At 45.4% G+C, this 366-nt stretch carries 1 protein-coding gene; it reads left to right on the forward strand.

The genetic code is table 11. The annotated features are described in order from the left end of the window. Positions 1-48 precede the first annotated feature (48 nt). Positions 49-366 (forward strand): lipoate--protein ligase family protein (locus RYX56_RS21480; protein ID WP_317124008.1); only part of this gene is annotated, 318 nt, incomplete at its 3' end.

Below are 366 nucleotides of genomic sequence, written 5' to 3' on the forward strand. Positions count from 1 at the left end.
TTTGGTAGACTTAAAATCGAAAAAAATTAATCAAAATGAGGGTTTGGGATGGAAAAGGAAACATGGCGTTTTATCGATACAGGAAACCGTTCGCCATCATTTATTATGGCGTTGGATGAGGCCTTACTTGAGTGGCACAGCGAAGGGAAAATCCCTCCGGTCATTCGTTTCTATGGCTGGAATCCGCCTACACTATCAGTTGGCTATTTTCAAAAGGTGGAAAAGGAAATTGACATGGAGGCCGTTAAACGGCACGGGCTTGGCTTTGTCAGAAGGCCTACGGGGGGGAGAGGAGTCCTTCATGAGCATGAGCTTACCTACAGTGTCATCGTTTCAGAAGAACATCCAGAAATGCCGAAAACCGTT

This window comes from Alkalihalophilus lindianensis (assembly GCF_032843265.1).
GTDB lineage: Bacteria > Bacillota > Bacilli > Bacillales > Bacillaceae_D > Alkalihalophilus > Alkalihalophilus lindianensis.